Annotated in this window: 17 protein-coding genes; 6 read left to right on the forward strand and 11 right to left on the reverse strand. The window is 69.0% G+C overall.

The annotated features are described in order from the left end of the window. The 7 genes from ABIC29_RS18670 to ABIC29_RS18700 all read right to left on the reverse strand — a co-directional run. Positions 1-2,351 (reverse strand): hypothetical protein (locus ABIC29_RS18670; protein WP_158551821.1); only part of this gene is annotated, 2,351 nt, incomplete at its 3' end. A gap of 196 nt (positions 2,352-2,547) precedes the next feature. After that, positions 2,548-3,756: an ABC transporter ATP-binding protein gene (locus ABIC29_RS18675; RefSeq protein WP_354247953.1), complete on the reverse strand. Its 1,209-nt coding sequence runs from the start codon at positions 3,754-3,756 to the stop codon at positions 2,548-2,550. Further along, positions 3,756-4,619, reverse strand: a complete 864-nt coding sequence (locus ABIC29_RS18680; RefSeq protein ID WP_116083304.1) for an ABC transporter permease — start codon at positions 4,617-4,619, stop codon at positions 3,756-3,758. The genes ABIC29_RS18675 and ABIC29_RS18680 overlap by 1 nt, the downstream gene beginning before the upstream one ends. Before the next feature lie 40 nt (positions 4,620-4,659). Then, positions 4,660-5,826 carry an alginate O-acetyltransferase AlgX-related protein gene (locus ABIC29_RS18685; RefSeq protein ID WP_116083301.1) on the reverse strand — a complete coding sequence of 389 codons (1,167 nt, stop codon included), beginning with the start codon at positions 5,824-5,826 and terminating at the stop codon, positions 4,660-4,662. 29 nt (positions 5,827-5,855) lie between these two features. Next, positions 5,856-7,079: an acyltransferase family protein gene (locus ABIC29_RS18690; protein ID WP_116083299.1), complete on the reverse strand. Its 1,224-nt coding sequence runs from the start codon at positions 7,077-7,079 to the stop codon at positions 5,856-5,858. Then, positions 7,079-8,998, reverse strand: a complete 1,920-nt coding sequence (locus ABIC29_RS18695) for a rhamnan synthesis F family protein (RefSeq protein WP_116083296.1) — start codon at positions 8,996-8,998, stop codon at positions 7,079-7,081. The genes ABIC29_RS18690 and ABIC29_RS18695 overlap by 1 nt, the downstream gene beginning before the upstream one ends. Before the next feature lie 31 nt (positions 8,999-9,029). Then, entirely contained in the window at positions 9,030-10,076 is a 1,047-nt protein-coding gene (locus ABIC29_RS18700; RefSeq protein ID WP_158551820.1) for a glycosyltransferase family 2 protein, read from the reverse strand. Between the two features lie 275 nt (positions 10,077-10,351). Between ABIC29_RS18700 and ABIC29_RS18705 the strand changes: the two genes are divergently transcribed. Further along, complete coding sequence (locus ABIC29_RS18705; RefSeq protein WP_354247958.1) at positions 10,352-11,413, forward strand: NAD-dependent epimerase/dehydratase family protein; 1,062 nt, start codon at positions 10,352-10,354, stop codon at positions 11,411-11,413. Positions 11,414-11,449: 36 nt separating this feature from the next. Next, positions 11,450-12,442, forward strand: coding sequence for a glycosyltransferase family 2 protein (locus tag ABIC29_RS18710; RefSeq protein ID WP_354247961.1), 993 nt, complete (start codon positions 11,450-11,452; stop codon positions 12,440-12,442). Between the two features lie 12 nt (positions 12,443-12,454). On the opposite strand, the gene ABIC29_RS18715 is transcribed toward ABIC29_RS18710, so the two are convergent. The 3 genes from ABIC29_RS18715 to ABIC29_RS18725 form a co-directional block, all read right to left on the reverse strand. After that, positions 12,455-13,756, reverse strand: coding sequence for an O-antigen ligase family protein (locus ABIC29_RS18715; protein ID WP_116084746.1), 1,302 nt, complete (start codon positions 13,754-13,756; stop codon positions 12,455-12,457). Beyond that, positions 13,753-15,189 (reverse strand): O-antigen ligase family protein, encoded by a 1,437-nt coding sequence (locus ABIC29_RS18720; protein WP_354247964.1) that lies wholly within the window; start codon positions 15,187-15,189, stop codon positions 13,753-13,755. The genes ABIC29_RS18715 and ABIC29_RS18720 overlap by 4 nt, the downstream gene beginning before the upstream one ends. Before the next feature lie 158 nt (positions 15,190-15,347). Next, the gene (locus ABIC29_RS18725) at positions 15,348-16,526 is read right to left on the reverse strand and encodes an acyl-CoA dehydrogenase family protein (protein WP_116083282.1); all 1,179 of its coding nucleotides are present in this window, start codon (positions 16,524-16,526) and stop codon (positions 15,348-15,350) included. 104 nt (positions 16,527-16,630) lie between these two features. On the opposite strand from ABIC29_RS18725, the gene manA reads away from it, so the two are divergent. Further along, positions 16,631-17,944 (forward strand): mannose-6-phosphate isomerase, class I, encoded by a 1,314-nt coding sequence (gene manA, locus ABIC29_RS18730; RefSeq protein ID WP_354247967.1) that lies wholly within the window; start codon positions 16,631-16,633, stop codon positions 17,942-17,944. A 57-nt stretch (positions 17,945-18,001) separates the two neighbouring features. Here manA and ABIC29_RS18735 read toward each other — a convergent pair whose 3' ends face one another. After that, on the reverse strand, positions 18,002-18,988 hold the full coding sequence (locus ABIC29_RS18735; protein ID WP_354247970.1) for a GlxA family transcriptional regulator: 987 nt from the start codon (positions 18,986-18,988) through the stop codon (positions 18,002-18,004). Between the two features lie 112 nt (positions 18,989-19,100). Between ABIC29_RS18735 and ABIC29_RS18740 the strand changes: the two genes are divergently transcribed. The 3 genes from ABIC29_RS18740 (at position 19,101) to ABIC29_RS18750 (ending at position 20,758) form a co-directional block, all read left to right on the forward strand. Next, entirely contained in the window at positions 19,101-19,241 is a 141-nt protein-coding gene (locus tag ABIC29_RS18740; protein WP_354247972.1) for a hypothetical protein, read from the forward strand. Between the two features lie 35 nt (positions 19,242-19,276). After that, positions 19,277-20,245 (forward strand): UDP-glucose 4-epimerase GalE, encoded by a 969-nt coding sequence (gene galE / locus ABIC29_RS18745; RefSeq protein WP_354247975.1) that lies wholly within the window; start codon positions 19,277-19,279, stop codon positions 20,243-20,245. Positions 20,246-20,437: 192 nt separating this feature from the next. Then, positions 20,438-20,758, forward strand: a complete 321-nt coding sequence (locus tag ABIC29_RS18750) for a WhiB family transcriptional regulator (protein WP_082462249.1) — start codon at positions 20,438-20,440, stop codon at positions 20,756-20,758. Positions 20,759-20,811 lie beyond the last annotated feature (53 nt).

A 20,811-nucleotide genomic window follows, 5' to 3' on the forward strand; every position in this document is an offset into this window, starting at 1 on the left:
AAGGTCGTTCCGCCGTAGGTGTTGGCGGCGACCTCGAGCCATCCGCCGTTCGTGAGGATGAAGGCGCGGGAGTCCGAGAACAGCCGCAACGGGAGTGCTCCGCTGCTCGCGACCAACGCGAACGACTCCGGTGCGAGGCGCGTCGCCGTATGACCGATCATGCCGATCGCCGCGGCCGAGAGATCGTGGTTCCCTCCGGGCGTCGCCGTGCGGAACGCACCCGAGCCGTTGGTGAACAGGCCCGACGCGAGCACCGGCGCGCCGACGCGAGCCCTGGTCACGGTCGCATCGGTCAGTGCGGTCGTGCCCATGGGCACCCCGTACGCCTTGAGGACGGTCGGATCCGGGGTCTGGCGGCGCAGGCCGGACTGCATGAACCAGATGCTGCCGTCGGACATCCTGACGAGGCTCGTGAGGACGCCGCCGTTCGCCGTCGTCGCGAGCTGCGCCGACGAGATCGACGGGATGGCGGAGCAGAGCTGGCCGAAGTCGTTCGCCTGCGGGCAGCCGGTGAAGCGGTAGTGCTTGCCGCCGTCCATCAGGTACATCGCCCCATCCGGCGTGCGACCGGTCGTGACACCGGACATGACGGTCAGTTCGAGGACGCCGGTGAGGGCACCGTCCGCGAGGATCAGGACCGTCTTGGAGACGCCGAACGACGCGCTGATGGAGTCGATCTCCGCCTGGTCGGCCACGGGTTGGCGGTAGCCGCCCGTGATGAGGTAGGTGCGGCTCGACGAGTTCTCGCGTACGAAGTGCGGCGACGACTGCTTCGCCAGCACGGGGATGGCGGTCGTCGCGCCGGTGCCGAGATCGGTGAACAGCCCGGTGCCGCCGTAGAGCGCCGGATCCACCTCGAGCCAGCCGTTGACCGCGAGCACGTAGGCGCGACCGCCGCTCTCCATGCGCAGGGGTGCAGAACCGCCGCTCGGCAGTCGATCGAACGAGTACGGATGCAGTCGGATGCCCGATGCGACGGTGTTCCCGACGACGGTCGGGAGACCGAAGGACCCGGCGGGGGTGAGGACCCGGTACCGGCCTGCGCCGTCCGTGTAGAGCTTGTCGCCCACCACCGGAGCGCCGATCTGGTTGCCGCCGATCGAATGGTTCGACAGCGACACCGCATTCGACGGGATCCCGTAGGGCGCGAGCAGTGACGGGTCGGGCGTCTCACGCCGCGCACCGCCCTGCATGAGCCAGAGACTGCCGTCGTCGAGGCGCACGAGGCTGGTGAGGTAGCCGCCATCCGCGAGGAGTGCCGACTGGGCTCCCGAGAGCATCGGGATGCCCTCGCAGGCCTGCCCGAAGTCGTTCGCCTGCGTGCAGTTCGTGCGGAACCGTCGGTTCCGGTCGATGTAGAACAAGGAGCCGTCCGTGGCCTTCACGGTGCGCTGCACCGCCGGCCCCTCGGCGTACGCGGAGAGCTGCGCCCATGACACGTCCCGCACCTCGCCGAGCGAGGAGTACTGGGCGAGCATCTCGCTCGACGTGAACGGATAGCGTCGGCCGCCGCTCGCGAGGAAGACCGTGCTCGTCCCGGCCTGCCGGATCAGGTTGGCGATCGGTGCGGTCGGCGAGCCGAACCAGTCGGTCCAGATGCGCCAGAAGTTCCGGTTGCCGTAGGCGGAGCATCCGTCGCCGGTGCCGTAGAGGTTCGCGAGCGCGGCGGCGTTGGGCTGGTACGGCGTGTAGTTGTACAGGCCTGCGGTGGCGGAGTTCCGGATGAAGACGGCACCGCGTCCGCAGGCGGCGTTGGGGTGGTACAGCACGTTGTTCCACGCGTTGGGCTGGTGGTTGAACGAGCGCGGATTCGCCCGATACACCTGGAACATCCGGGCGGCGTTGTAGACCTGGTAGAAGAAGCCGCCGTACGAGGGATCGCACGGAGCCGTGTCCGGGCAGCCGAACCCCGTCGCCGACTCGAACGCGCCGCGGCTGGGCGAACTCGAGGTGACGAGGCTCTGCTCCTTCTGCAGGAGCACGATCAACGCGATCTGGCTGATTCCGCAGGCGTTCCCTACACGGGCGATGATGCTCGCCGCGCTCTCGTTGCCGACGCCCGACATCGGCTGGCAATAGGAGGTACCGGCCATGGAGGGCGTGTTCTGCCGGTAGTTGAACAGGCACGCGAATGATGAGGAGCAGCTGGAGTTGCGCGACGAGAGGAAGTTCTGCACGTCGGGCGCGGTCATGGCCCAGCCGTTGTAGAAGTTCTCGTCGCTGACGATGTACCCCGGATCGAAATCGGATGCGACGGCGGCAGCGGCCGGCTCCGTCGGCGGCGCGAACGCGGTGAGCGTTGCTGCGGCGACGGTGAGCGCGACGACCCACGTGACCATTCGTCGAATCACGACGCTCTCCCCCCGGCGCTGCCCCCGCGCGCTCGTCTCACCGTACGACGGTTTGCGACGATGGGCCAGCAACCGGAGGCGCGGGTTCCGCAAGACGCAGATCCGGGAGCGCGACCGGTCAGGGGAAGCCACCCGGACTCGGGGCGGGATCAGGCGTGCTGCAATCCGCCCCGGAGGCCGGACGGCCGCACCGGGACTACACGAGCGGGCGCGGGGGAGAGACGTTGGTGAAGGTGCTGCCGAAGGTCGTCACGCCGCCGGACTCGGTCGGAGTGCCGTGGAGGACGTCGACGCGGACGGCCTTCTGGAGGGCGTCGTAGACGTGCGTCGCCGCGTGGTCCTGGAGGGACGCGCTCACGTCGAACGTGCCGGGCCGGAGGGGGAGCGCCGGGATCTCGATGTCGACGCTGCCGACGCCGGGCCGGATGCTCTCGACCACGTATCCCGCGTCGAGGGAGTGGTGGCCCCAGACGAACACCCCGTCGCGGGTGTCGATCGACGCGCCGAACGTGGGCCGCGGGATCTCGATGTCCGACTCGTAGTGCAGACGCAGGGTGACGTGGTCGCCGGTGCGCGTGGTTCGCGTGTCGGCACCGTCGACGAGCCATTCGATCGACGAGATCCTCGCCTCGCCGGAGCCGAAGCGGGTGCCTCCGCTCTCGACGCGTCGGACGCCGTGCTCGGCGTTCGCATACGAGTCCACGATCGTCATCGCGTCGCCGACGTCGATGACCTTGCCGTTGCGCAGCCACGCCGCCTGGTCGCAGAAGGTGCGCATCTGGTCGATCGCGTGGCTGACCACGATCACGGTGCGTCCGGCAGCCTTGAACTCCGAGAACTTCTCCATGCACTTCTCCTGGAACTGCAGGTCGCCGACCGCGAGGACCTCGTCGACCAGGAGGATCTCGGGCTCCACGTGGATGGACACGGCGAATCCGAGGCGCACGTACATGCCGCTGGAGTAGTTCTTGACCGGCTGGTCGATGAATCGCTCGACCCCGGAGAAGTCGACGATCGAGTCGAACTTCGCATCGATCTCGCGGCGCGACATTCCGAGGATCGTGCCGTTCAGGTAGACGTTCTCGCGTCCCGACAGGTTCGGGTGGAACCCCGACCCGACCTCGAGCATGGCCGCGAGGCGCCCGTCGACCGTGATGCGCCCGGCATCCGGTGTGAGGATTCTGGCGATGGTCTTGAGCAGGGTCGACTTGCCGGAGCCGTTGTGGCCGAGCAGGCCGAAGGTGGTCCCGCGCGGAATCTCGAGCGACACGTCGTCGAGCGCGAGGAAGTCCTCGTACTTCGCGCGACGCCCCGCCAGGAGCGCGGCCTTCAGGGACTGGTTCCGGTCGGTGTAGACGCGGAACGACTTCGTGACGTTCTCGACACGGACTGCGAGGTCTTTCATCACAACTCCTCGACCACTCGGGACTGCTTGGCTCGGAACACGAGCGCGCCGACGGCGAGTGCTCCGAACGCCCACAGGGTGCACGACAGCCAGACGCCGGGCGGGGGCGTCACGAAGTGGTAGATGATCGCCCGGAACGCCTCGAGGAACTGCTCGGCCGGATTGAGCCGGAAGATGGCCAGCAACGGGATCGGCTCGCCGTTGATCGAGACTCCGGATTCGTAGAGACGGATCGAGGCCTGCGCGACGAGCGTGATCGGGAACACGACGCCCGAGGCGTACATCCAGACCTGACTGAACAGGCCCCACAGGTACTCGATGTCGCGGAACCAGACGACGCCGATCGACAGCAGCAGGCCGACGCCGGTGCAGAAGATCGCCGCGAGGAGGACGAACACGAGCAGGACCGGGATGCCGAGCAGAACGCGCGGTCCGCCCACGAACGCCATGATCACGACCACGACCAGCAGTTCCGTGAGGAACGTCACGATCGTCGCGATGATCGCCGAGACGACGAGGACCGCGCGCGGGAAGTAGACCTTGGTGAGCAGCCCGGAGTTCGAGAGCAGCGAGCTCATGCCGACGCCGATCGCGCCGGAGATGAAGGTCCACGACACCACGCCGACCGCGATCCAGAGCGCGAAGTTCTGGATGCCGGAGTTGATGCCCTCCGGCGCCTCGCCCGCGAAGATCAGCCCGAAGACGACGCTGTAGACGGCGATCGTGACCAGCGGGCTGATCAGCGACCACGCTCGACCCAGCACCGTCTTGTTGTACTGCGCGCGAACCTCGCGCATGGCGAGCGTCCAGGTCAAGGCGACCGCACGACGAAGGTCGTCGCGGCCAGGTCCGTTCGTACGCATCAGACCTCCGATCCGTCTGGGCAGGGAAGCACGTTCACGCTCACTCCGTCGGGGGAGGGAAGTTGAGGTGGCGCTGTGCGACCTCGAGGATGACGACGTCGGGGTGGTGCTCGTCGATGAGCGCTCCGAGGTCTGGGAGCTCGCTCGGCAGATCGAAGTTGTGGCGGACCTGCCACGTACGGCTGAACGTCTGCTGCCACGGAACCGAGAGGGCGTTGCCCTGCGAGTCGCGGAGGATGAGCGCCGACGAGTCGTTCTGCGCGCCGTCCGTGGTCGTCGAGACCGGGAGCAGGCTCAGGTCGGTGCCCTTCTCGCCCGCCACGACCGTGACCGCACCGTCGGCGCCCGTCACGGAGACGGGCTGGAGCGGGTCGGTGTAGTCGGGCGTCGTCCAGTCGGGGACCGGGCTGGAGAGGCCATAGCCCGCGAACTCGTTGAAGTCGTCGACGGTGTTGACGCCGTCGATGGGCAGCGCGCTCATCTCGCCGAGCTCCGGGGAGCCGGCGCTCATGCACTCCGAGATCGTCTTCCAGGCGACGTAGCCGCCGTAGTCGGTCCAGTGGCTGTTGACGCGGCTGTAGACGGGGTTCTCCGCGCTCTCGTCGTCGAGCGCGGCGCGCACGTCGATGATCGGGAGATCGGTGGAGGCCGGCAGCAGCTGGTCGAGCGGACCGGATCCGCGGATGTCCTGGGCCCATGCGGGGAGCTTCTCGTCGTAGATCGCCCACTTCGCCGGAGCGATCACGATGTAGAACGGGATGCCGGCCGCCTCGGCGGTGTCGCGCATCTCGGCGAGGTAGTCGTGCCATGCCGTGACCTCGTCGACGGAGAGCGCGCGCCGTCCGACCGCCTGCGAGAAGTTCATCGCCTGGATGTCGTTCCAGAAGACGAAACCGTCTTCGCCGAGGACGTAGTCGTTCGCGAGGTCCGCCGCGTGGGCGTCCCAGACCGACTCGGCGGCCTCGGCGTCACCGTCGAGCCACGGTTCCTGTGCGGGAGGGGTCACCGGCAGCGTGCATGCGCTGCCGAGCTCTCCCGCGCCCGCTGCATCGGTGGCGATGGGCGCAGCGTCGGCGGGGAACGGCGACGCGTTCTCGAGCTTGCGGTCGACGTAGAATCCCGTCGCGGCGGCCCCGGTCGAGAGCACGACGAGGATGATCAGCGGGACGTAGAACAGGCGGCTCCAGATCGATCTGGTGCGGTGCACTTCCTGATCGGGTGGAAGTTCGCGGAGGCTCACGGCTTCTGCTCCCCTGCTTCAGGCTCTCGCAGCGTGGCCGCGAATCGGGTGGACGAGTACATCGGGTTGACGAGGCGACGTTTCAACCTGAGGCTGACCGGCGCCCAGCGGTCGAGCAGCCAGGCCAATGGGGCCGGTGTCCAGTTCTTGAGGCTCATCGCCGGCTTCTCGATGAGATGCCAACTGATGAAGGCGAGGATGTGGCACGCGATCACGATCACGACGTGGTAGACGAGCCATCCGCTGTTCTGCAGTCCGAAGAACGCGGCGAGCGTCATCACCGGCCACGCGAAGATGTAGATGCCGTATGAGAGGTCGCCGTACTTCTCCCAGTGCTGGAGCTTCGTCGCACGGATCGCGATCCACATCAGGAAGTACTGGAATCCGTACTGGCCGTAGGCGAGCCAGCCGCCGATGTTGTACGTGACGATCGCGACGACGAGGGCGCCGACGGCCAGGCGGTCGTCGATGGGGATCTTCTTGCCGAAGAGGGCGAAGAGCATGCCGAACGCGAAGGGACCGAGGAAGAGGAGGTTGTAGATGTTCTGGAATGCCGGGACCACGTGCTGCAGGTCGCCCGCGTACGCCCACTGCATCGAGCTGAGCACGATGATGATGCCGGCGACGGCGCCGGCGAGCCACCGGTGGGCGAAGACGCCGAAGAGCCCGAGGATGCCGACGAGGATGTAGGCGCGGAACTCGTACATGAGCGTCCAGGCGGAGCCGTTCCAGTCGTAGCCCCCGTGGATCGTCGCGAACGGGAGTTCCGAACCCATGCCGGCGATGTTGTGCTGACCGAGCACGAGCCACATGTTGTTGAAGAAGTACGTGAGCGGGGAGTCCTCGGTGGCGCTGAAGTACCCGTCGATGCTGCCGTTCTCCTGCACCCATCCGATGGGGCCGAAGATGAACGCGACCGTCAGCAGGGTGAGCCACCACGCGGGCAGGATGCGCAGGGCGCGGCGCCAGAAGTACCGCAGCGTGGACGACCGGCCCATCCGGCTCTGCGTGATGAGGAAGCCGGAGAAGAAGAAGAAGCCCGCGACGGCGACGCCGCCGAGCGACTGCTCGTCGCTCAGCTGGGTGCCGAGGTCCTGCCCGCCGTAGAAGCCGCCGATGGGCCCCGCGTGCGAGAAGATGACCATGAACGCCATGAGCCATCGGAGGAAGCCGATGCTGTTCGCCCTCGGGTCGAACGCCTCTGCCAGTGTCTTCGGCATCAGCGGCCGACTCCCTTCTTGACCGCCCGAGCGGACCTGCCGGCGGTGCGGTACACCGTTCTCATGGCGGCGTAGACGTGCACGAGCACCCTCGCGGAGCGCGGATGCCGCTGATTGACGTACATCTTCAGGTAGCCGACCGGGTCGCTCGCGCCCGCGCCGGCGTTGTTCTGCAGGCTGTGCACCTGGTCGATCGGATATCCCGAGACGACCGAGCTCATCTGGTCGAGCTTGTACTCCAGCAGCGTGTGGCTGATCGCGGCGTACTCGGCGTTCGCCACGGTGCGCGAATGGAAGCCGAGCTGGCCGGCCGCATACGCGACGATGCGTTCCTGGACGTGTGCGAGGCTGCCGTCGCGGTGATCGGTCTCCGGCGCGTACTCGTCGTACGACCACTCGACGTCGGTGAGCAGGCGCAGGGCCTCGGGACGGGCGATGAACATGGCGCCGAGCGGTGCGAGCGGGGACGCGTCGTCGAGCGGCACGTGGATGCCGAGCTTCTTCGAGAGCACGCGGGTCGGTTCGAGGTTCGCGAACCACGCGTGGCCGAGGGTCGGGTATCCGATGTGGATGGTGGGAGGGAACACGAGCCCGAGGCCGGGCTCCTGCTGGAAGAGTGCGAGCGCGTTCGCCGCATAGCCGGGCGAGTTGAGCAGGTTGTCGAACTGCTGGCGCTTGAAGAAGTTCCCGGCGTTCGGACCCTGCTGGACGGTCTTCTTCGAGTGGATCTTGACGACGAGGTCGTACTCGTCGCTGATGAGCACGTCGCGGGTGCCGATGTAGAAGGCGCTCAGGTCACGGCCGCGGTTCGAGGGCAGCACGCGGACGTCGACGCGTCCGAGCCGCTCGTCGTTGCGGCCCGCGATGATCCCGCGGATGGTCTCCGCCTTCTGCTCGGTCGTCGTCGTGGCGTACAGGTCGTACGTCGAGGGCAGGTAGGCGAGGCGGTCGAGCAGCTCGTCGGTCATGTCCTCGTAGAACACGTGCACCGCCGCCGCGATGCGGAACGGCTTGGACGCATCGTAGTTCTGAGCCGTCTCGGGGAGGATCTCGAGCATGGCGGCGTTGGTGTTGAGGACCTTGGGCTGGGCGTTGCGCGCCATGTTCTGCAGCACCAGATCGATGGGATATCCGTGCTCCGCTGCGGCATCGAGCAGCCAGCGGCCGATGATCGCCTCGCGGTCCAGATAGAGGGGGCTGTGGAAGAACGGACGTCGCTTGAGGACGGGGCATCCGTCTTCGATGAGCGACTGCGCGCTGACGAACGCCGGGTGGTCGCTCGGATAGTCCTCTTTGGGGAACGCGAGTTCGTAGCTGAAGCCGAGCGTGGCGAAGTGGTCGGTGAACTTCGACTCGTGGCTCAGGATCGAGTCGACGTAGGAGGTGATCATCGGCATCTCGGACCAGTAGGCCGCCCATTCCGGACTCTGGAACATGCTCCGGCGCACGGCGATCCAGTGGGACTGGATGTGCGCGTGCATGGTTCCGGTCTCGGTGTACGGGTTGGGGGTGATGCCCGCGTGATCGGTCATGCCCCAGAAGTCGACCTGTTCCGCATCCATGCGCTCGAACACCGGGCCGAAGCTGCCGACGGGGCCGAACCAGGTGTAGTTCATGAGGATGAGCTCATCGAACTCGGCGAGCCGCTCGGCGCCGAACTCCGCCAGCGCGCTCTTGTAGCCCCAGACGTCGAAGCCGACGTTCTCGCGCTGCCAGACGGTGTCGGCGACGCCCTCGAGCGCGGTCCGCCCCTCGTCCGTCAGGGCGCCGTTCACGACCACGAAGATGTGATCGGCGAACGGACGCAGGCGCTCGAGCTTGTACGGGATGTAGTCGTCGATGATCCCCTGGGGGTCGTAGACGAGATAGAAGATCACGCGTCGTCCGCCCTGCGGGAACGCGCTCGTTTCATCCGTCACTCTTCACCAACTCCTTTGATCTGCCGAACGCTCAGTTCGACTCCGTCGCGTCGGCCTGCGTGCCGTTGCCGCGTCCGCGGCCTCGGACGCGAGCGACCGCGCGGTCGTATCTGGCGCGGAAGGTCCGCGATTCGAGCTCGTCCAGGCGGTGCTCGAGGCCGTCGAGCGAACGTGCGATCCAGCCCAGATGGTTGCTGATGGTCTCGAGCCGTTCGGCCACCTGATCGAACCGGAGATCGGATCGGTGCATGATCTCCTCGCGGCCCCAGCGCTGGCGCTCGGCGTCGCGACGGAACAGCTCGGCCGTGAAGAGCACGTCGCCCAGCCCGTGTCCGCTCTGGACGTCGCGCCGGAGGAATCCGTCGCGCACGGTGAGGTCGTGCGCCAGGTGCAGGTCCGCATCGGCGTGCACGCTGTTCCCGAGGACGCCGGTCTGCTGCTCCCTGCGGTGCCAGAAGGCCAGGGGTGCGCCGTCGATGAACGCGATGGTCGTGACGGCGAGGAGCTTCAACGTGAAGTCCCAGTCCGCCAGCACGGGGAGGCTGCCGTCCCATCCGCCGACCTCGTCGAACCGCTCGCGTCGGACGATGAGCGAACTCGGGGGGACGTACCCGCTCAGGGCGGTCTCGAACAGGGTCACGCGCGACGAGTCGGACTTCAGGATCTCTCGCCCGAGCTCGACGACCTCGTCGCCGACGATCTCCTCGTAGACCACCTCGGTGCGCACGGCGACACCGCCGTCGTCACCGTGCTCGAGCACGGGGAGCGCGGTCTCGAGGTACGTGGGAGCCCAGCTGTCGTCGTCGTCGTGGAACGCGACGTACGGAGCGGTCGAGGCGTGCACGCCGACGTTCGTCGCCTCTTCTCGGCCGACGGAGACGGGGTTGTGCACGATGACGACGTCGGCGAGGTCGGGGTGCCTCGCAACGGCGTCCTCGACGGTCCGGAGTTCGCCGCCGTCGTTGACGATCACGAGCTGGTAGTCGCGGCGGGTCTGTCCTGCGACGCTGCGGAGCGCCCGTTCGAGCAGCACTGCGCGGTCTCGGGTGCGCATGATGACTGCGACGCTGCTCGTCATTCCGCTCCTTCCTGCAAAACGCCCCGGCGAGAAGGCACGCGGGGACGACGTGCAGAGCCGGGGATCGCAGATGATCATACCCGGCCCTTCCTGAAGTCGTGACCCGAGCGCGCCCGTCGCCGGTGGGCCACGCGCCCGCAGGTCGCCATCGACGGCGGATTTCTATAGGATTCGGGAACCCCCTTCCACCACCGCAGTGACACTGTCTGATCGCAGTCTCGTCGTTCGCGAAGGTCTTTCGTGTGCGGGGTCGGAATGAGAGGAGCGCGTTCGAGATGACCGCGATCGGCACGGTACTGGTCACCGGAGGCGCCGGCTTCATCGGCTGCGCGCTCTCGCAGGCCCTCGCGGGATCCGCCGAGCGCTGGGTTGCGCTCGATTCGCTGCATCCGCAGGTGCATGCCGAGCGGCAACGACCTGCCGCGCTGCATCCGACGGCCGAGCTCGTGATCGCCGACGTGACCGATCGCGCGGCATGGGACGCCCTGCTCGAGGACGTGCGTCCCGACGTCGTCGTGCACCTGGCCGCCGAGACCGGCACCGCCCAGTCGCTCGACGAATCGACGAGGCACGCATCCGTGAACGTCGTCGGCACGACCACGATGCTCGACGCGTTCTCCGCGATCGGGCACACGCCCGCGCGCATCGTGCTCGCCGGAAGTCGGGCGGTCTACGGGGAAGGCGACTGGATCGATGCGGACGGGCACGTGTTCCAGCCCGGCATGCGGTCCCACCGCCAGCTGGAGTCCGGGCAGTGGGACTTCCCGGGAGCCACGCCCGTCTCGAGTCGGGCGGACCGCACGACCCCCTCGCCCACGAGCGTCTACGGGGCGACGAAGCTCGCGCAGGAGCACATCCTGCGGGCCTGGTGCGGCAGCCGCGATTCGGACCTGTCCGTGCTCCGCCTCCAGAACGTCTACGGGCCGGGGCAGTCCCTGACCAACCCCTACACGGGCATCGTCTCGCTCTTCTCCCAGCTGGCCCGCCGCGGCGAGTCCATCCCCGTCTACGAGGACGGCCGGATCACCCGGGACTTCGTGTTCATCGACGACGTCGTCGACGCCTTCGTCGCGGTGCTCGCCGAGTCGAGGTCCGAGCCCGACGAGTGCTACGACGTCGGCCTCGGCACAGCTCACACGATCATGGAACTCGCGATCGCGATCGCCGAGTTCCACGGTGCCCCGCAGCCCGCGGTGAACGGCGCGTTCCGAGACGGCGATGTGCGACACAGCGCCTGCGAGATGGATCGGACCGTCGACGCACTCGGGTGGCGGCCGGTGTGGACGCTCGAACAGGGCATCGCGGCGCTGCAGGAGTGGATCGATTCGCGTGTCTGACGGCGCCCCGTCGCGCGAGGCGTGAGGAGGCAGGACGTGAGTCGTGATCCCGCATCCGTTTCGGTCGCGCTCGGCACGCACAACGGCGCGTCCTTCGTGCGCGAACAGCTGCTGAGCATCCTCGCCCAGACCAGGCCCGTCGATCAGATCGTCGTCTCCGATGACGCATCGGCCGATGCCACGGTCCGGATCATCGAGGCCGTCGTGCGCGAGCACGAGCAGTCGACCGGCCGCGCGCCGGAGCTCGTCGTGCTCCGGAACCCGGTCGCGTTGGGCGTGACGGCGAACTTCGAACAGGCGCTCGGCGCCGCCTCGGGCGATGTCGTGATCCTCTGCGACCAGGACGACGTGTGGCATCCCGACCGCGTCGGCGCGGCGCTGCGCGCCATGCAGGGGGAGCGCCGTGTCGACCTGGTCGCCTCCGATGCGCGCCTGGTCGACGGGGCCGGCGAACCGCTCGGGCGAACGCTGTTCGACACGCTCGGGGTCGATGCATCGCTGCAACGCCGCCTGCAGTCGGCCGACGCGTTCGACGAACTCCTCCGCCGCAACGTGGTGACCGGCGCGACCGTGCTCGTCACGCGCGACCTCATCGAACGGTCGACGCCGTTCCCGACCGCGTGGGTGCACGACGAATGGCTGGCGATGGTGGCCTCCGTCCGCGGCGGCATCGCCCTCGTCGAGCGCCCCCTGCTCGACTACCGGCAGCACGCATCGAACCAGATCGGCGTGTCGAGGCTCAGCCTCCGCGGCCGGTTCGCACGACTCGGCGAATCACGCACCGACCGCAACGCGAGACTGTTCGACCGGGCGGCCCAGCTCGCCGATCGGCTGCCGCGGCTCACCGACGACGAGCGCGTGGCGGCCGCCGTTCGCGAGAAGCTGGCGCACGAGCAGGCCAGGCAGGCCCTGCCGGCGTCGAGGGTGCGACGACTGAAGCCGGTGCTCCGTGGGTGGCGCTCGGGTGGCTACCGCCGATTCGGTCTCGGCGCGCAGGACGCCCTGCGCGACCTGGTTCAACCGGTCTGAAGCCGCATCCCGTCAGGCCCGAGGCTCGACGGCAGGCGTGGGCGGTCGGTTCGCCGCCAGGGCGTCGCGCCAGCTCATGTCGCGGGCGGCCTTCACGGCGCAGACGATGAGCAGCATCCATCCGCCCTCGGTGATCGCGAAGCTCTCGGCGAACGAGGTCACGGCGATGATCACGAGCATGAGCGCGGGCCAGAGGTAGACCACGCTCCGGCGCCCGGTCGCCAGCATCCAGGCGCGCACGAGCGCGACGCCGATGAGCGCGGCGAAGAGCAGGACGCCGATGACGCCCACCTGGAAGTACACGTCGACGTAGGCGCTGAGCGCCGAGGACTGCTGCCGGCCGGTCGCCGCCTCGATCCAGCTGTAGGGGGAGGAGTCCGGCCATGAGCCGACCCATCCCCAGCCCTGCAGCGGGTTCAGCGCGAGATACCGGGATGCCTCGCGCCAGACGTCGAGGCGGACATCGAACTCCGCCCGGGCGTCGAGGAGTTCGATGATGCGGATGCGCAGGAGCCACGCGGTGACGAGCACCGCGATCGAGGCGACGAGCAACGCGATCTGCCAACGCCACCTCGTCGCGGGCTCGGCGCGGCGGAGGCCGTAGATCGCGGCGAGGGCGACGAGCGCGACCGCGAGGGCGATCCACGCGGCGGGCGAGCCCGAGAGCACGACGCAGGCGAGCGCGAGCGCGATCGACGCGATCGCGGTGATCCGGGGAAGGATGTGCGTCCGCCACTCGACGATGAACGTGAGCAGCGCGACGACGGCGATGAAGCCGAGCAGGTTCCGGGAACCGAAGATGCCCTGGATGGGCCCGAAGGTCGTGATGTCGCCGCGAATGCCGAGGAAGGCGATCGGCAGGTCGAGCAGGATGCCGGAGAGCACCTCGAGCGCGAGGGAGACCCCGAGCAGCACCCTGGTGACATCGCCGAATGCGCGCACGATCTGGATCGTGTCGCGCATCAGGGCGACGTAGACCCCGATGAAGGCGAACCCGATGAGGTAGGCGACCCGCATGGCGCTGGCGGCCGGCGTGGTGCTCCAGAGCACCGAGGCCGCGCACCACCCGACGAACACGAGGATCGTGAGGGGCAGGATGCCGTACCACTCGACCGCCCGCCACCTCGCCACGAGCGAGCCGGCGCAGAGCGCGAGCAGGCAGGCGAGCATCGCGAGCAGCCCGGGCCATCCGATGAGGCTGCGGATCAGATGCGTCGAGAAGGCGGTGCCGATGGCGGCCATCGAGAGCGCCTGGGCGAACCTGGCGGAGCCGACGAAGTCGCGCAGCGGCCTGAGGGCGGTGGCGTCGATCATGCGGGCGGCTGGGGTGCCGGCGGCCGGGGTGCAGGCGGTGCAGGCGGTGCGGGGGGCGTCGCTGCCGAGGAGGTCGGCGGCTCGGCCACGGCGACCGCGTGCGAGCGTGCGGGTCGCGGTTCGGCGGGCAGCGGGTCGTTCGACCACTGCCTCCGCTTCGTGGCCCACGCGATGGCGATGAGCAGCAGCCAGCCGATCTCGATGAGGAGGCGGCTCTCGGCGAGGCTCTGCCCGAGCAGGGCGACGAGCACGAGCAGGGGCAGCAGCGACGCGGCGGAGTACGGGATCGGCCGGCCCGCGACATCCCGAGGCTGATCGACCGCGAGGAACCACGAGCGCCACAGTGCGCCGATCACGATGGCGGCGAAGGCGATGAGGCCGAGGATGCCGAGCTGCATCCACATGTCGAGCCAGGCATTGTGCGCCTGCAGGTACGTGACGCCCTTGCGCACCGCGAGATCCTTGAAGGGCTCGACCCACGGCACCCAGTAGCCGACGTACCCCCACCCGGCGACCGGGCGCTGCTGGGCCAGCTCGATGACGCTCGCCCAGATGTCGGTACGACCGGTGAGGTCCTCGCCCTTGCCGAACAGCTGCAGCAGCAGGTTCCACGAGAACACGAGCACGGCGACGGATGCCGCGAGCACGCCGGCAGCGGCCCAGTAGACCTTGCGGCGGTGCCGGGCGCCGACACGCCGCGTCCACAGGGCGAACACGAGGGCGACGGCCACCGCCGCGGCGACCAGGATCACGGTCGACGATCGCGTGAGCGCGAACACGAGGCCGGCCGTGACGAGCCACGAGATGCCGGGAGCGCGGCGCATGCTGCCGGCGGCGAGGAGGCAGCCGAACACGATGATGCCGAGCAGCGCGATCATGCCGAGCAGGTTGCGGCTCGCGACGATGCCCTCGATCGGTCCGCCGTGCAGCAGGAGCCCGCGCGACCAGTAGAACGCCATCGGCAGCTTCTCGCCGGTGACCTCGAAGTCGGGGAAGTTCGGCAGCAGGGGTTCGCGCACGAAGAGCGCCACCCACAGCTCGAAGACGATCGAGAGGGCGAGGATCCACTTGATCGCCGAGGCGAGCGACGCGACGATGCGCGACCACGGCAGGCAGAGCACGAGGGCGACCGCGGCGAACGTGGTGACGCCGCAGATCGCGAGCCCGAGCGCCGTCGCACCCGGATAGAACGACCACGCGAGGGAGGCGGTCGCGAGCAGCAGGAACGCGAAGGTCGACGTCGGCGTGCGGCGCCAGCTCCAGTGAGGGCGCACGTGCACGATGAGCAGGATGCCGCCGACCACGACGATCGCGACGGCGGCGCCGAACCCCCACCAGCCGAGCAGGTTGCGCCAGAACTGGCCGGCGAACGCCGTGAACAGCACGAACGTCGCGTACGCGCCCGCGAGGGCTGGGCGGCGAACGGGGCTCATGCGGTCAAGGCTATCGCGCGCGATGTCGCGAGCCGGTTGCGACCTGGCATCGAGGGCGTCGGCCGGCGTCGGCGAGTACGACGGATGCCGCGGGCGAGGGCTCGCCCGCGGCATCCGATCGCCGTCGTGGTCGGGGCGCGGCCGGCGCGCCCCACAGATCACACGAACGCGGCGCTGCCCGTGATCTTGCGGCCGACGATGAGCGTGTTCATCTCGCGCGTGCCCTCGTAGGAGTAGAGGGCCTCGGCGTCGGCGAAGAAGCGGGCCACGTCGTACTCGAGCGTGATGCCGTTGCCGCCGCAGGCCTCGCGGGCCCAGGCGACGGTCTCGCGCATGCGGGCGGTCGTGTAGGCCTTCGCGAGGGCCGAGTGCTCGTCGCGCTGCTCGCCGCGGTCGAGCATCTCGGAGACGCGCACGACCATGCCGAGCGACGCGGTGATGTTGCCGAGGCTCTTCACGAGGAGGTCCTGGATGAGCTGGTGCGACCCGATGGTCTTGCCGAACTGCACGCGCTCGCCGGCGTACTTCACGGCCGCCTCGTAGGCGCCGATCGAGGTGCCGACCGCGGCCCACGCGACCTCGGCGCGGGTCAGGCGCAGCACGCTCGCGGTGTCGCGGAAGGAGTTCGCGTTCTGCAGGCGCAGCGACTCGGGAACGACGACGTTCTCGAGCGTGATGTCGGCGTTCTGCACGGCGCGCAGGCTGATCTTGCCCTGGATCTTCGTGGCGGTGTAGCCGGGCGTCGAGGTTGGGACGATGAAGCCCTTGACCTGGTTGTCGTCGACGTCCTTCGCCCAGATGATCGTGATGTCGCTGAAGGTGGCGTTGCCGATCCAGCGCTTCGCGCCGTTCAGCACCCAGGTGTCGCCCTCGCGCTTCGCGGTGGTGCGCAGGCCCTGCGCCGAGTCCGAACCCGACAGCGGTTCGGTGAGGCCGAAAGCACCCAGGACCTCGCCGCTCGCGAGCTTCGGGATCCACTCCTCGCGCTGCTCCTTCGAGCCGCAGACGCTGATGCTGCCGGTCGCGAGCCCGTTCTGCACGCCCACGAAGGTCGCGACGGACGCGTCGACGCGCGCGAGCTCCATGGCGACGAACCCGCGGAACACCGCCGAGTTCTCGAACGGCTTCGTCTCGTCCCAGCCGTACGAGAGCACCCCGAGCTCGGCGAGCGGCTTCACGATCTGCATGGGGAATTCGGCGCGCTCCCAGTGGTCGCCGACGATGGGCTTCACGTCGGCCTCGAGCCAGGCGCGGAGCTCGGCGATGGCCTGCTTCTCGCGGTCGGTGAGAAGGGATTCGTAAGCGTAGAAGTCGCTCGCGAGCGGCTCGAAGGTCATGACAGCTCCAATACGTCGTCGGATGCCCCGAGCCTACGTCCGTCATCCGATCGTCATCCGGCCGTTGGTAGCTTTGAGGGAATTCTCGGAAGGGGCCACACGGGATGTTTGTACCCATCGGCAATACCCCGCGCGACTACGCGTGGGGCTCGACGACGGCGATCGCGGAGTTCCGCGGAGCGCCCGCGACCGGGGCCCCGGAGGCCGAGCTCTGGCTCGGCGCCCACGCCGGATCGCCCGCGCGGATCACCGGTCGTCCGGCCCCGGATGGCGCCGGATCCATCGCGTACGGCGACCTCGCCGAGTGGATCGCGGCCGACCCGGTCGCCGCGCTCGGCCCCGCGCTCGCGGCACGGGGCGCCCGCCTGCCCTTCCTGCTGAAGGTGCTCGCCGCCGCCGAGCCGCTGTCGTTGCAGGCGCACCCGACCCCGGAGCAGGCTCGTGCCGGCTTCGCGCGCGAAGAGGCGGAGGGGGTCGAGCTCACCGCCTTCGACCGCAACTACAAGGACGAGTTCCACAAGCCGGAGCTCATCGTCGCCGTGAGCGACACGTTCGACGCGCTCTCGGGCTTCCGCCCGCTCGAGGAGGTCGCCGGCGTGCTGCGGGTGCTCCGCGAGGCGGATGCCGCCGCGGCCGACCCGCAGCCGGCCGCCCTCGACCTCCTCGCCGGCCATCTCGACTCGGCGCAGCCGCTCCGCGACACCGTCGAGTGGCTGCTCCGCGACGGGCGGGGCGGCGACACGGGGGAGGCCTCGTGGGTGATCGAGCGCGTGACGGCCCTCGCGGCATCCGCCGTCGCCCTCGACTCGGCGTACGCGCTCTCGTTCGACACGGTGGGCGCGCTCGCCGCGGCGTACCCTGGCGACCCCGGCATCGTCATCTCGCTGCTGTTGAACCGGGTGCGCCTCGTGCGCGGCGAGTCGCTCTCGCTCGCCGCCGGCAACATCCACGCCTACCTCGAGGGCCTCGGCATCGAGCTCATGGCCGCGAGCGACAACGTGCTGCGAGGCGGTCTCACGCCGAAGCACATCGACGTCGCCGAACTGCTCGACGTGCTCGACTTCACGCCGATCGCCCCGCCCGTCCTCGCGCCCGAGCAGGTCGGCCGGGGGGTCGAGGTCTTCCGTCCCGACGTGCCTGACTTCGTGCTCTACCGGGTCGAGGTCGGCGAGGTCGGCGAGGTCGGCGGGGCGGTCGAGGGGCCGACGGCGGACGTCGGGGGGCCGGATGCCGCGGGCGCGCCGATCGTGCTCGACGGCCCCGCGATCGTGCTCGCCGAGGGCGGCGACCTCGTGGTCACCGGCGCCTCGGGCGCCGCATCCGTCGCCCGTGGCGATGCGCTCTACGTCACGCCCGACGAGCGGCGGCTCATCGTGGCGGGCGCCGGCATCGCGTGGATCGCGACCACGGGGCGCTGACGCGCCCTTCGGGCGGCGCGATCGTCGCCGCGCCTCCTCGAGACGGATGCCCCGGCCTCAGGCCGAGCGTGCGACGAGGCCCTCGTCGACCGACCCGGCGCGCACGCCGAACAGGCGCCGGTAGGCGGTCGGCGTGGTCTGCAGCACCTTCACGAAGTGATGGCGCATCACGGCGGACGCGCCGAATCCGGTCTCGCGGGCGATCTCCTCGAGCGACAGGCCCGTCTCCTCGAGGAGCTGCTGCGCTCGCAGGAGGCGCTGTCGGTTGAGCCACGCGTTCGGCGTCGTGCCGGTCTCGGCGCGGAACCGTCTGGCGAAGGTGCGCGGCGACATCAGTGCCTTGCGTGCGAGCAGGTCGACGGTGAGGTCCTCGTCGAGGTGCTCGAGCATCCATGCCGTGACCGTGGCGAACGAGTCGCTGTGGCATTCGGGCACGGGGGACTGGATGAACTGCGACTGGCCGCCGTCGCGCTGCGGCGGCACGACCATGCGCCGGGCGACGATGTTCGCGGCGCTCGCGCCGAGTTCGGTCCGCACGATGTGCAGCGCGGCGTCGATGCCGGCCGCGGTGCCGGCTCCGGTGACGATCCGGCCGTCCTGCACGAAGAGCACGTCGGGGTCGACCTCGGTGTCGGGGAACATCTCGGCCATCTGGTCGGTGTACATCCAGTGCGTGGTCGCCCTGCGGCCGGCGAGCACGCCGGCGTGACCGAGCGTGAAGGCGCCGGAGCAGACGGAGAGCACCCAGGTGCCCCGGGCGACGGCGTGACGGATGACGTCGAGCACGCGTTCATCGGGCTCGGTGCCCACGACGGATGCCGGCACGGCGACGAGGTCGGCCGTGTACGCGAAGTCGAGGTCCTCGTGCACGACGACGTCGAATCCCATCTTCGTGGAGATGGGCCCGGGCTCGGCCGCGACGACGTGGAAGTCGAAGGTCGGACCCCCCTGTGCCGAGCGGTCGATGCCGAAGACCTCGCAGACCACGCCGAACTCGAACGGGGCCATCTGGGGGAGCGCGATGCACGCGACGGAGTTGAGCACGGGGCCTCCTCGGCGGTGGATGTACCTGGCGGAATCGTGATGGCAGGAAATGAACGGCTTGTGTCAAGCCTGCCACTTTCGGCAGGATATGACAACACCGAGAATTACTGCCATGACCATTCTCCTGATCCTCACCATCACCGCACTGGTCGTCTGGGCGGTCGCCGGAGCAGTCCTGTCGGCGGCGCACGACGGATACCACCGCATCGACGCTCGCGACACGGCCCGCCGAACCCCCGTTAGCATCGATTGAGGCCTGCCGCCCGGGCGCGCCCGGAAAGGCAGGACATGAGCTGGCTCGTCACCGGAGGCGCCGGATACATCGGGGCGCATGTCGTCCGCGCATTCCGCGCGCAGGGCATCGACGCCGTCGTGATCGACGACCTCTCCTCGGGCAAGGAGGGGTTCGTGCCGGCCGGCGTACCGCTCGTCCGCGGCTCGATCCTCGACGGTGCACTGCTCGAGGCGACCATGACCGAGCACGCCGTGCAGGGCGTCGTGCACCTCGCGGGCTTCAAGTACGCGGGCGTCTCGGTCACCCGGCCGCTGCACACCTACGAGCAGAACGTGACCGGCACGGCGACGCTGCTCTCGGCCATGGAGCGCGCCGGCGTCGACCGCATCGTCTTCTCGTCGAGCGCAGCCGTCTACGGCACGCCCGACGTCGATCTGGTGACCGAGTCCACCGCGAAGCACCCCGAGTCGCCCTACGGCGAGTCCAAGCTGATCGGCGAATGGCTCATCGCCGATCAGGCGAGGGCCACGAGCCTGCGGCACACGAGCCTGCGGTACTTCAACGTGGTCGGCTCCGGAACGCCGGAGGTCTACGACGCGAGCCCGCACAACCTGTTCCCGCTCGTCTTCGACGCGCTGCTCGACGGCCGCACGCCCCGCATCAACGGCACCGACTACGCCACGCCCGACGGCACGTGCGTGCGCGACTACATCCACGTGGCCGACCTCGCCGCGGCGCACGTCGTCGCCGCGAGGCGGCTCGACGCGGGCGAGCCCGTCGAGCCCGTCTACAACCTCGGCTCGGGCGACGGCGTCTCCGTCCGCGAGATCATGGACGCCATGGCCTCCGGCACCGGTATCGCGTTCGAGCCGGAGATCGCCCCGCGCCGCGCCGGCGACCCGGACCGCATCGTCGCCTCCGGCGACCTCGCGGCGCGCGACCTCGACTGGCGCATGCGGCACACGCTGTCCGACATGGTCACGAGCGCCTGGGAGGCCCGGCGGTCGGCGACCGAGGTCTGAACGACCCGCCGCGGCATCCGCTGCGCCGACCCAGATCACAACTCGTGCCGTGGTCGGCGTGTCGATCGCGTGTCGAAGCCTCGACGCCCGATCGAGGGTTTACGATCTGCGACTTGACTCTCACGAACTACACCGGTGTAATTGTTCAAGACACACCCTCTGGGTGGTCGGTACAACTGGGTGGGAGACGATATGAGCAATCCTGAATATCGTTCTGGAGTACCTGACGATTGGTTCGTCGATCCGGTTCGGCTCGGCGTTCCTGGGGTTCGTCCGGGGGCCGGCGACGACAATCCGTTGGCATGGCAGAGCGACGCATTGTGCGCGCAGACCGATCCGGAGGCGTTCTTCCCTGAGAAGGGTGGCTCCACTCGCGACGCGAAGAAGATCTGCACGGGCTGCGAAGTCCGCGCCCAGTGCCTCGAATACGCGTTGGGCAACGACGAGCGCTTCGGGATCTGGGGCGGACTCTCCGAGCGCGAACGCCGCAAGCTTCGCAAACGCGCGGTCTGAGCGAGTGCGCGCCGTCACCGGTCGAAGGTGGCGGCGCGCGCTCCGCATTCGCG

This window comes from Agromyces sp. PvR057 (assembly GCF_040547485.1).
Lineage (GTDB): Bacteria > Actinomycetota > Actinomycetes > Actinomycetales > Microbacteriaceae > Agromyces.

Coding starts and splice junctions, on each gene's coding strand:
- ABIC29_RS18675 (WP_354247953.1), bottom strand. CDS start 3,756: ATGAAAGACCTCGCAGTCCGTGTCGAGAACGTCACGAAGTCGTTCCGC.
- ABIC29_RS18680 (WP_116083304.1), bottom strand. CDS start 4,619: ATGCGTACGAACGGACCTGGCCGCGACGACCTTCGTCGTGCGGTCGCC.
- ABIC29_RS18690 (WP_116083299.1), bottom strand. CDS start 7,079: ATGCCGAAGACACTGGCAGAGGCGTTCGACCCGAGGGCGAACAGCATC.
- ABIC29_RS18700 (WP_158551820.1), bottom strand. CDS start 10,076: ATGACGAGCAGCGTCGCAGTCATCATGCGCACCCGAGACCGCGCAGTG.
- ABIC29_RS18705 (WP_354247958.1), top strand. CDS start 10,352: ATGACCGCGATCGGCACGGTACTGGTCACCGGAGGCGCCGGCTTCATC.
- ABIC29_RS18715 (WP_116084746.1), bottom strand. CDS start 13,756: ATGATCGACGCCACCGCCCTCAGGCCGCTGCGCGACTTCGTCGGCTCC.
- ABIC29_RS18720 (WP_354247964.1), bottom strand. CDS start 15,189: ATGAGCCCCGTTCGCCGCCCAGCCCTCGCGGGCGCGTACGCGACGTTC.
- ABIC29_RS18725 (WP_116083282.1), bottom strand. CDS start 16,526: ATGACCTTCGAGCCGCTCGCGAGCGACTTCTACGCTTACGAATCCCTT.
- manA (WP_354247967.1), top strand. CDS start 16,631: ATGTTTGTACCCATCGGCAATACCCCGCGCGACTACGCGTGGGGCTCG.
- ABIC29_RS18740 (WP_354247972.1), top strand. CDS start 19,101: ATGACCATTCTCCTGATCCTCACCATCACCGCACTGGTCGTCTGGGCG.
- galE (WP_354247975.1), top strand. CDS start 19,277: ATGAGCTGGCTCGTCACCGGAGGCGCCGGATACATCGGGGCGCATGTC.
- ABIC29_RS18750 (WP_082462249.1), top strand. CDS start 20,438: ATGAGCAATCCTGAATATCGTTCTGGAGTACCTGACGATTGGTTCGTC.